This is a genomic window from Phycisphaeraceae bacterium, from assembly GCA_019454185.1.
Taxonomy (GTDB): Bacteria; Planctomycetota; Phycisphaerae; order Phycisphaerales; family UBA1924; genus JAHBWV01.
The window spans coordinates 2344857-2356136 of record CP075368.1; the positions used below are offsets into that span (position 1 = coordinate 2344857).

8 protein-coding genes are annotated in these 11280 nt (G+C 64.9%); 6 read left to right on the forward strand and 2 right to left on the reverse strand.

Going from position 1 to position 11280, the window contains the following annotated elements; genetic code table 11:
- Positions 1-27: 27 nt before the first annotated feature.
- Positions 28-534, reverse strand: coding sequence for a DUF1844 domain-containing protein (locus KF838_10050; GenBank protein ID QYK47123.1), 507 nt, complete (start codon positions 532-534; stop codon positions 28-30).
- A 76-nt stretch (positions 535-610) separates the two neighbouring features.
- On the opposite strand from KF838_10050, the gene KF838_10055 reads away from it, so the two are divergent.
- Both KF838_10055 and KF838_10060 read left to right on the forward strand, forming a co-directional pair.
- Entirely contained in the window at positions 611-1885 is a 1275-nt protein-coding gene (locus KF838_10055) for a peptidyl-prolyl cis-trans isomerase (GenBank protein QYK47124.1), read from the forward strand.
- Complete coding sequence (locus tag KF838_10060; GenBank protein ID QYK47125.1) at positions 1886-2365, forward strand: YraN family protein; 480 nt, start codon at positions 1886-1888, stop codon at positions 2363-2365. It abuts the gene before it with no gap.
- 4 nt (positions 2366-2369) lie between these two features.
- Here KF838_10060 and KF838_10065 read toward each other — a convergent pair whose 3' ends face one another.
- Entirely contained in the window at positions 2370-3998 is a 1629-nt protein-coding gene (locus tag KF838_10065; GenBank protein ID QYK47126.1) for a HAMP domain-containing histidine kinase, read from the reverse strand.
- A 242-nt stretch (positions 3999-4240) separates the two neighbouring features.
- On the opposite strand from KF838_10065, the gene KF838_10070 reads away from it, so the two are divergent.
- The 4 genes from KF838_10070 (at position 4241) to KF838_10085 (ending at position 11161) form a co-directional block, all read left to right on the forward strand.
- Entirely contained in the window at positions 4241-6445 is a 2205-nt protein-coding gene (locus KF838_10070; GenBank protein QYK47127.1) for a tail fiber domain-containing protein, read from the forward strand.
- Between the two features lie 129 nt (positions 6446-6574).
- Positions 6575-8356 (forward strand): hypothetical protein, encoded by a 1782-nt coding sequence (locus KF838_10075; GenBank protein QYK47128.1) that lies wholly within the window; start codon positions 6575-6577, stop codon positions 8354-8356.
- Between the two features lie 36 nt (positions 8357-8392).
- Positions 8393-10096: a MiaB/RimO family radical SAM methylthiotransferase gene (locus KF838_10080; protein QYK47129.1), complete on the forward strand. Its 1704-nt coding sequence runs from the start codon at positions 8393-8395 to the stop codon at positions 10094-10096.
- A gap of 282 nt (positions 10097-10378) precedes the next feature.
- On the forward strand, positions 10379-11161 hold the full coding sequence (locus KF838_10085; GenBank protein QYK47130.1) for a hypothetical protein: 783 nt from the start codon (positions 10379-10381) through the stop codon (positions 11159-11161).
- The last annotated feature ends 119 nt before the right edge of the window (positions 11162-11280 follow it).

Below are 11280 nucleotides of genomic sequence, written 5' to 3' on the forward strand. Positions count from 1 at the left end.
GGTCACGCCGGAAACCTGCTCGAATCGTCACATCATGGATGGATTTTGCGGGATCCCACCCGGGCCTGCGACGCTCACGCCGCCTTGGCCGCTCCCGGGGCGGATCTTCCCTTCTTTGATCAGCCGAGCGATCTCGCGGCTGACCTCTACGTACTGCATGCGCAACTCGTACAGGTATGACGTGAGTGTCTTTGATTCGTGTTCGCTCAGGTTCCCCTTGGTCTTGGCTTCGAGTTCGCCCAGCATGTCGATGTGCAGTTTCGCCATTTCAGGGGAGAGCACGGCCTGGCCGGTCGAAGGGTCAGGAAAGGCCCCCATATAGAGCAGGGCCTGTGTCGCGAGCATGCGGAGAAGCTCCTCGAAGAGCGTGGGCTCGGCCTCTTCGGCGGCGGCCGGTGGTGAGCCGGGGGAGCCACCCGGAGAGGCGGCAGCGGGCTTCGCCGCGGCCTCTTTGGCGGCGAGTCGCTCCTTCTCGGCCTGGGCTTGCGCCTTCCAGTCACTATCCACGATAATCTTGGGCTGCTCGTCCGCCATGTGGTTCTCCTGTCGTTCGGTGTAGTCTAGGTCTGTGGCGGATGGGTTCGGGTCTCCAGCACGCGAGGTTCAACTGATGAACAAGGTCCTGACGAGTGCGGCGGTCTTGGCATCTTGCGGCCTGCTTCTCTCCACGCAGAGCGGGTGCAAGAGCCAGACCAGAGACGCCAGCGTCTCCGCACGGAAGACCATTGAGCCCGAGGACTTTGCGCGGCCCGGCGTGCCCTTGCCCACGGCCTCGGCAAGGCCCGATCCGCTGCTCTCTCGAGCCACGGTGACGGGGCCGGTCTCCGCGATGCAGGGCTTTGACATTGTGACATCACCGGATGAACCGGTGCTCGCCCCATCGGCACAGCCCGTCTCGGCACCGGCGTTCATCGATGCCAAAATCGGCGACGTGAACGGCAGGCCGGTATTCGCTTCGGCGTTCTTCGATCGCGGCACACCGACATCTCCGCCGCTTGGCCCTCGCCTCTCGGCGGAGGCGAGGTCGCTCGGGCGCGCGGAGTGGCTCGCGTTCGCGCGGGGCCAGATCTCTCAGGCGTTGCAGGGCTTTGTCGTGGACGAGCTTCTGGAGGCCGAGGCGAGGTCGAAGCTGACCGAGGAGCAGCGTCAAGGTCTGCGATTCTTTGTGGACTCGTTGCAGCGCGATCTGATCAGCGCGAATCGCGGCAGCCGCTCGCTGGCCGAAGAAACCCTCGGCGGCAGGAGCGTGTCCGACTACAAGCGCGAGCAGGAGCAGACGCTCTTGATCCGGCGAGAGCTGGCGAGCATCGAGAACCGGGTTGTGATCAGCCCCCGCGATATCGAGCTGGAGTTCGAGCGCCGACCCGATCTCTACGACCCTCCATCCCGGGCCGTCTTTCAACTGATCAGCGTGAGCGCCAGAGACGAGCAAGCCGCCGAGAAGATCCGGACACTGCTGGCATCGGGCACTCCATTCGCCGAGGTCGCGGCCGATCCCGCGAATGACCTCACCGTCCTCCCCGAGGGGGGGCGTGAGCGTCGCGACTTCCGCGGCGCGTTCTCCGATGCGAGGTTTTTCGATCTTGACCCGCTGAACGATGCGGCCCACACGCTGCGCCCGGGGTCATGGACCGGACCGATCCGCATCGAGGGCGCCTCGGCATCCAGTCTCTACTGGGTCGGCCTGGAATCGCTCGTCATCGAGCAGCGCACACTGGCAGACAACCAGCTCGTGATCTACAACGCGCTGCAGCAGCAGAGGTCGCGGCGCGAGCGAGAGCGCTACATCAACCGACTGGCCGAACGAGCGAGCTTTACCAGCGTGGAAGACATGACAAATCGGCTGCTGGTCATTGCTGCCCAGCGCTATCTCCCTGAGCGTTGAATGCCGGGTGCGTGGATCAACTCGCTGCTGGAACGTCTCGGGCTGAAACGGACGAACCTCGGTGGTCCTTCGCGTCGCGCGGGGCATGCCGCGAACATCGGTGCCTGGGGCGAGCGCGAGGCAGAGAAGATGCTGCGCCAGAAGGGGTACGCGATCATCGGGCGGAACGTGGTCACGCCACACGGCGAGGCGGATCTGGTCTGCCGCGATCCCGATGGTCGCACGATGGTGATCGTCGAGGTCAAGTCGCGGGTTGTGCGCGGCGAGGGAATCCACCATCGCCCCGAGCGATCGGTGGATCGCTCAAAGTCGGCGCGTCTGCGTCGGATCGCCCGAGGCCTGCGCGGCTCGAACGGGTGGTGGGACCGCCAGGTGCGTGTCGACGTGGTCGCTGTCGAACGCGTCGGCGACGAGATGAATGCTCAGGTCCAGACCCGACACCATGAGGGCTTGGTGCGCCTCTCCGCTCGGCGCACGTGACTGTTCAGGACCACTCGCGACGCCCGGCGAGTGTGCCGCGGAGAGCGGCCTCGAGCTTCTGCTCTGCGGCGTGGGACTGGTCGATCGCGAGCGGGAGGATGATGCTGAACATCGACCCGCGTCCGACCTCGCTGTCAACGTGGACCTCGCCCTGGAGCAGGTCGGCGAGTTCCTTGCAGATCGCCAGCCCGAGCCCGGTGCCGGTGTGTCCCCGCGTGTGGCTGCCGTCGAGCTGGACGAACTTGTCGAAGATGCGTTCCTGATCCTCGCGAGGGATGCCGGGTCCGTTGTCGATCACGCTGATCCGGACACGGTCTTGCGCGCGGGAATCGGAGTGAGAATCGGTCGCGGGGAGTCGCTCAACGCGGAGCACGATCAGTCCGGGTCTGCCGGTTCGTGATTCCGGCTCGATGAACTTCACGGCATTCGAGAGGAAGTTGAAGATGATCTGGTGAAGCTTCTTGCCGTCGGTCTCGATCGCCGGGACATCCGCCCCGAGATCGAGTCTGAGCGTGATGCCCTTCTTGTCCGCCAATGGAGAGACCAGCCCGAGCAGCGCATCGCAGGTCGGCCCGAGCAGCAACGGCTCGACCCGCAGATCCGTCTTCCCCGCCTCGATCTTGGCCATCTCGAGCAGGGTGTTGATCATCTCCAGCAGGTTCCGACCGCTGGAATGGATGTTCTCCAGGTAGCGAAGCCGCTTCGAGACGCTCGGATCGCTGCGCCCATCGCGTGAAGCAGTCTCGGACTCTGATCGCGCGATGTCGAGCAACAGCTCGGTGAACCCGATGATGGAGTTGAGCGGCGTGCGGAGCTCATGGCTCACGCTTGCGAGGAACTCGCCCTTCACGCGCGCGGCCTCAAAGAGCGCGGAGTTGCTCGCGGCCAGTTCGTTGAGCTTGAGATCGAGCGCGGCGTTGATCGAGCGGAGCTGCTCCTGCGATCGCTGGACCTCTCCGACCATCAGGTTGAACGTCTCGGCCAGATCCTCGAACTCGTCGCCGGTCGAGATATCCGATCGCACTGAGAGATCCCCGTCTCGGACGTGCTCGGCGGTCTCCTTCAACGCACGCACCGGCCCGAGGATGATCTTGTGCGTGATCAGATAGAAGACGAGCACCGCGAGCCCGAGAACGAGAAAGCCGGCGGAAAGAAGGTACACGCTGTTGATGATGATGAGCCACGCCGCTCCATCGGAGCGCCTCTGAAGCGTGTAGAGTGCGGCAAGGGTCTCGGGTGGGTCATTCGGTTCCGGCGTCCGCTCGGCGCGGGCGAAGCGGAGCACACGTGTGCCGCCGTCCCACGCAGATGTCCAGTGCTCCTGCTCGTCGGCATCTACCGAGAGGCGCCGGATCGCTTCGGCGATGAACGGGTCCGTCAAGGCCAGACGCGAGGCATCCTCAGGAGCAATCCGTCTCACGCCCAGGCGCGCAACGTCCGCGGCACCGCTCCGCCCCGCGGCGTGCAGCCGCTCGTAGGCATCGACGGTGAGGCGGGCGATCTCGATCTCACCCTGCCGGACCAGCGCGTGCATACGAAGAAACGGCACTGCGAGCGCCATCACGACGATGAGAACGATCGCTCCGCCGAACATGAGAAGGCACTTGTTGGCTAGAGAGATGCCTCGCCACATGGCGGGAGTCTATGGGGGGCGGACGGAGGCAAACCCGAGGGCCTCCACGGCGTGGAATGACCGAGAATGGCTTTGGAACGCGATGCTCAGTCTGTACACTGGGCAGACGGCCGCATTCTGTGGCATGAAGGAGTGTGGGTATGTTTCGGATGTTTTCTGCTTCGAGCCGGTTGTGCATCTTCCGGTCAATGTCGCTCTCTCGTTGGATTCCCTGCGTTCGATCTCGGGTTGGAGCAGGCCTGATGGCATGCTCGCTGGCATCCGCGCTCATCATCTCCAACGCCGCGGCACAGCCGGTCGGCAACGGCTTTACCTACCAAGGCGAGCTCCGCAACGCCGGCATCGTCGCCAACGGCACTTACGACCTTCGCTTCCGTCTCTACGACGCGCTCGCAAGCGGTGCCCAGGTCGGACCCTCGCTCTGCGTCGACAACGTCCCCATCGCCGACGGCAAGTTCACCGTCGAGCTCGACTTCGGCACCGTCTTCGCCGGTTCCACCCGTTACCTCGAGATCGATGTCAGGCAGGACACCGGCCTCGGTTGTGGAAGCGGCACGGGGTTCGTCACCCTCGCCCCACGCCAGCGGATCGCGACGACGCCCTACGCCGCGTACGCGCTGACCGCCGCGAGCGCGACCACCGCCACCAGCGCCGCGAGCGCGACGACGGCGCTGAGCGCGGGCAACTCCACCAACCTGAACGGCCAGCCCGCCAGTTTCTACACCAACGCGACCAACCTCACGGCGGGGACGCTCCCCGATACGCGCCTGAGCTCCAACGTGACGACGCTCAGCGGCACACAGACCTTCAGCGGCGTGAAGACCTTCTCTGCAACACCACTGTTCAACGCGGGTGGAGCACCCTTCGCGGTCTCGTCTTCGGCTCGCGTAGCCAATCTCAATGCCGACCTCCTCGACAACCTCGATAGTTCGGCCTTTTCAATGGTCGGACATCTGCATGATGCCTCCGCGATCGCGAGCGGCACGCTCTCGGACGCGAGAATCAGCGCGAACATCGCACGGAGGAACGAGAGCAACACATTCAGCGGAGCACAGGTCTTTCAGGGGGTCGTGGGTGTTGCCGCGGCCTCACCGCTGGCAGACCTTCATGTCGCGAACGTCTCTGGGAACGCCGACTTGCTGATCAAGCGGAATGACGCGGCACAGGGGTTCAACCTCGGGGTGAACACGGCCCCGATTCTCTTTATCTCAAGAAGCGACGGATCGAGTTTCACCGACATTCTGGCGATCAACGGAACAACCGATCGCGTGGGGATCGGAACGAGTGCGCCGGATGCTCGCCTCGATGTGCGTGGTCCGGCGGGCGATGATCCTCTGCGGGTGCGCGTGGACGGATCAACCAAGTTCCGTCTCTATGCCAACGGCGGTGCCTCGATCGGCTCAAACCCGGCTTCGGTCCCTGCGGATGGGTTGTACGTGCATGGGAGCGTCGGCATCGGGACGACCTCGCCTTCTGCGTTGGTCCATGCTGTCAGCGACCAGAGCGGGCCGGTGATGTTTGCTGATTCGTCAGCTCTCACCGGAACATCAGCCGCTGGCGTGCTCGGGCGGAGCGCCAGCACGTCAGGAACCGGCATCCGGGGCGAGGCCACAGCTACCTCGGGAGTGACCTACGGCGTGTACGGGCAAACCTCGAGCTTTCAGGGCCGCGCGGTCTACGGGCGGGCCACTTCGTCGAGCGGTGGCACAACAGGTATCTATGGAGTCAGCGACAGCGTGTCTGGTAAAGGCGTGGCCGGCTACGCCAACTCGACAAGCGGCGCGACCACAGGGACCTGGGGTGAATCAGCAAGCACTGGCGGAACTGGAGTTTTTGGCTACGCGAGCGCGACCAGCGGTACAACGTATGGGGTTCGAGGTCAATCGACCAGTCCGGAAGGACGAGGCGTTGAAGGGGTGAACACCTCCGAGACCGGCGACGCGATCGGAGTGCGCGGCTACACCGACGGCGCTACAGGACGAGGGGTTTACGGCATCGCGTTCCGCTCCACTGGTACCAACTTCGGCGTGTACGGCGCGAGCAACAGCGCCGCAGGTTTCGACTTCTACGCCGCGGGCGCAGGGCTGAACTACGGCTCGGCATCATCCCGCAGGTGGAAGTCCGATATCACACCGATCGGCGATCCCCTTGAGAAGATCTCCCGCTTGCGGGGCGTGTACTACACGTGGGACGAGGCGCACGGCGGCAAGCGTGACGTCGGCTTCATCGCGGAGGAGATGGGCGAGGTGCTCCCCGAGATCGTTCAGTATGAACAGAATGGCGTAGACGCGATCGGCATGGACTACTCGATGGTCTCGCCCCTCCTGGTTGAGGCCATCAAGGCGCTACAGGCCGAGAACCAGCGGCTCCGCGAGGACCACGCATCACTTGAGGCCCGGCTGGAGGCGATCGAGGGTCTGCTTCGAGATCTGGGGCTGCCGGAGTAAGAAAGGCCTCTTCCATGCCAATGATCCTTGACAGCGTCCAATATACTTAACCACCCCCTCATTTCGCTTTGACGGCCGCCCATCTTGCATTACAGTGCTGGCCAGACCCACCACGTGCGGGAGACATCCATGCTTCGTCGATTCCGTTCACTCTGCCTGTTCTCACTGGCATCCGCGCTCATCATCTCCAACGCCGCGGCACAGCCGGTCGGCAACGGCTTTACCTACCAAGGCGAGCTCCGCAACGCCGGCATCGTCGCCAACGGCACTTACGACCTTCGCTTCCGTCTCTACGACGCGCTCGCAAGCGGCGCCCAGGTCGGACCCTCGCTCTGCGTCGACAACGTCCCCATCGCCGACGGCAAGTTCACCGTCGAGCTCGACTTCGGCACCGTCTTCGCCGGATCCACACGCTACCTCGAGATCGATGTCAGGCAGGACACCGGCCTCGGTTGTGGAAGCGGCACGGGGTTCGTCACCCTCGCCCCACGCCAGCGGATCGCGACGACGCCCTACGCCGCGTACGCGCTGACCGCCGCGAGCGCGACCACCGCCACCAGCGCCGCGAGCGCGACGACGGCGCTGAGCGCGGGCAACTCCACCAACCTGAACGGCCAGCCCGCCAGTTTCTACACCAACGCCACCAACCTCACGGCGGGGACGCTCCCCGATGCGCGGCTGAGCTCCAACGTGACGACGCTCAGCGGCACGCAGACCTTCAGCGGCGCGAAGTCGTTCTCCACCTCTCCATCCTTCACGGCGGCGGGCTCGCCCTTCAGCGTGACCAGCAGCACCAAGGTCACGAACCTGAATGCCGACCTGCTGGACGGGCTGGACAGCGGCGCGTTCGCCGCGGCATCGCACGCCCACGACGCCGGCGCCATCGTCAGCGGCACCCTTGCAGACGCCCGGATCCCATCCTCGATCCCGCGGGTCGGTATCACCAATGTCTTCTCTGACACCCAGGTTGTCAGTGTGTCAGCCCAGACGCCCCTCACACTGGTCGGATCGAACACGGGGGGGACGTGGGTCAACCTCCAGAACACGGGCGGCGGGCGGACGTGGAACATGATCGCCACGGGCACCACCAACGGCGAGGGGCCCGGCAGACTCATGATCCGCGATCAGTCCAGCAACGCGGTACGCATGGCCATCGATTCAACGGGCCGCGTCGGCATCGGCACGACCTCCCCCTCATCGCTCTTCGAGATCGCGCAGGCGGACGTCACGATGCGAGTCCGCAACACGAACGATGTCGGCGGCGGTTTCGTGCTGAACACCTTCAGCACGCTCCAGCTCGGCCTCTACAACCCGACCGCGAGCACGTGGGGCGTCATCCCTGCGGGCGTGCAGCGGTCGATGTTCGGCATGCAGAACACCGGACGCGTCGGCACACTCACCAACACCTCCGGCTCGCCCACGTGGCGCAACACCATCGACGATGGGAGCGGCAACGCGAGCTTCGCGGGGAATATCGCCGCGAACAACACGCCCCGCATCAAGCACTTCTCGGGCTCGGAGTTCCTGGGCGTCATCACCAACGACTCGCGAACGCTGATCGAGAACATCACCGTGACGATCCCCGCCTCCGGCTTCCTGCACATCCACTGCCATTCGGTCCTCAACGTCTACACCACGACGCCCACGGCTTCCACGGTCTTCCTTGAGCTCAAAGAGACCACCGGCGGCACGGAGGTCTTGCTGCGGGAGTCGCCGCTCCGCCTGAGCCCGCCGCTGTCCGGACCCGACGCGGCCATCGAATCGTCGCAGGTGATCAACCACGTCATCCCCGTCAACGCGGGCACCCGCTCATTCAAGGTCCGCGTCAGGCACAGCGGCGGCGGCGGCAGCGGCGGCGGCACGCTCCGCGGCGCCGACATCACCATCACGTACTACCCCAGCGGACTCTGAGTCGGGAAAGGGAACGCCGCGGCATAGACTTGCTCCGTGGCCCAGCGCACCGTCTATCTCGAGACCTTCGGCTGCCAGATGAACGAGCTCGACTCGGAGCTGGTGGCGGGGCAGTTGCGCGCACTGGGGTACGCGTTCACGACAGATGCCGCGGGCGCGGATGTGGTGCTGTACAACACCTGCTCGGTGCGTGAGCAGGCGGAGCAGAAGGTGTGGAGCCGCCTGGGCGAACTCAAGAGCCGCAAGCAGGAGCAGCCGGGGCTGGTGGTCGGGGTGCTCGGGTGCCTCGCGGAGCGGGACGGCACCGATCTGATCAAACGAATGCCGGTCGTGGATGTCATGTGCGGCCCCGGCGAGCTGGACAAGTTGCCATCGCTCCTGGACAACGCGGTGAGAACCAAGCTCGAAGGCACGGAGACGGAGACAGGGAAGAAGAAGGAGCCGGTGTCGGCGAAGCAGGTTGCGCTGCAGGGGAATACCAGCCGCAGGTCGGCGACTCTCGCGGCGGCGGAGGACTCGCTGGAGCTCCTGGATCTTTCTCGGTCTGTCTCCCCCACTGACCACGGTGGCACGGCGTATGTGCGGATCACGCGCGGGTGCAACAAGTTCTGCACGTACTGCGTGGTGCCGTTCACGCGCGGGGCTGAGATCCACAGGCCTCCCGAGCACATCATCGATGAGTGCAAGCGGCTTGCGGATGCGGGCGTGATCGAGGTCACGCTGCTCGGGCAGACGGTGAACCACTATCGTTTCGAGCACGGAGCGGCGGTCACGCTGGGCGGCGTCGTTCAGCCCCAGAAGGGCCGCGCCTACACGGGCGGGCACCGCGCCGACCCCTTCAGGGGCGCGGGCGTCACGACGTTCGCGGACCTTCTCGCGCGGATCCACGACGAGGTGCCGGGGATCAAGCGGCTCCGGTTCGTGACGAGCTACCCGAGAGACTTCGGCGACGATGTGCTTCATGTGATCCGCGATCATCCGCGCATCTGCCGCTACCTGCACGTGCCGGCACAATCGGGCTCGGACCGGATGCTGAAGATGATGAACCGCGGGTACGAGTCGTCCGAGTACCTGGAGTTCATCGATCGGGCGAGAAGCGCCCTCGATCAGCCGGAGATCGGCCGCCCCCTCATGATCTCGGGCGATTTCATCGTCGGCTTCCCGACCGAGACCGAAGAAGACTTCGAGCGGACGATCCAACTGGTCGAGCGGGTGAGGTACAAGAACTCGTTCATCTTCAAGTACTCTCCGCGTCCGGGCACGGTGGCGTTCGACAAGATCCCGGACGATGTGCCCGAGGATGTGAAGCGCCGACGGAACAACACGCTTCTCGCGGTGCAGGCCCGCATCAGCGACGAGATCGCCAGAGAGCAGGTCGGACGCACGTTCGACCTGATGATCGAAGGCGTGAGCAAGCAGGAACAGAAGCGTCGCGGCGCTACGCACGGCCAGATCCGAAAGAACAACGCCGTCATGCTCACGGTCGGCGGCAAAGGAATGAATCCGGACGATCCTGATTCCGGGTGCGGCAGCGGATGCCGCCACGTCCACGGCGCTTCCGATGCGGAATCGGGCATCGGATCCCACGATGAGACGGTGCAACTGGCCGGACGCACGGATGGCGATCTGATCGTGTTCGTCGAGACCCGGAGCGAGACAGCCCCGGCGATGATCGGACGCATCTTGCCCGTGCGCGTGTCGAGCGCGGACAAGCTCGTCCTCCGGGGCGAGGTTGTGTGAGCGATCGACGGCCCGCCTCTCTCAACGTCAAGACGAAGCAGATGCGAATAGACCGGTAACCACGCCGGGGACGCGCGTCCAGCTTGACCAGATTGCCCGACTGTTCCATTCGGCGAACGACTCACTGAGCGCGGGCCCTCTCACTGGCCTGCCCGCGAATGCGTGGCATGTTGTACCCAGTCGGGCGAATGCTCGACGCTCCGGAGCGGAGCCACACGAGAGAGGGCCCCGGCGATATCCGCCGCGAGGACGCTGGCCCAACGACAACGCAAGAGGTGATGTATGTCCGGTCGACTTCGCGTCTGGGCGTCGGCGATGGCTGCGCCCCTGCTTCTTGGCTCTGTGGCTCACGCGGACCTGATCTATTCGAACAACTTCGAGAGCGGCACGCTCGGCACCGAGTGGTCGGCGAGCGCGAGGATCGACGCCACAAACACGACCTTCACGAAGTTCATGGGGCGAAAGACGAATGAGCCCGTCCGACTTACCCTCAGGATTCCGCCTGAGTTCAGGAGCACAAGCGGATCGAGCAGCGATGACAACGACGGTGGCGGCTCCGGTGGGGGCTCTGATGGTGGAGGCGGTGGAGGCGGTGGTGGTGGCGGCGGAGGTGGCGGCGGAGGTGGCGGAGGTGGCGGAGCGACATACCGCATCTACACGCTGACGTTCGACCTCTACACGATCGATTCCTGGGACGGCAACAACGGCCCGCAAGGACCCGATTTCTTCCGGGTCTATGTGAACGACGCGCTCAAGCTCAACGAGACGTTCGCGACCGGCGATGGACTTACCCAGTCGTTCCGGCCCGCGGATATCGGACCGGTCCACCTCGGGTTCTCACCCTCATGGAAGGACGCGATCTACCGGAACATCTCGATCGACTTCACGCTTCCGAGCGGCACACGCTGGATGTGGTTCGACTTCGTGGGCGTGAACCTCCAGCCGATGCACGACGAATCGTGGGGCATCGACAACGTGCGCGTGACGACCACGCTCGTCCCGGCACCGGGTCCTCTCGCACTCGCCTTCGGCGGGCTCGTGATCGCCGGTCGCCGCCGCCGCTGATCTGACACTCCATCTGCCCCTTGTCCCCGCGCCGGGAGCCCTCGCAATGCGGGAGGGCTCCCGCGCGATCTTGCGCGTCACGAGCGTTGCGATCCTCACAGAGCGTCGGGCTCCTCGCC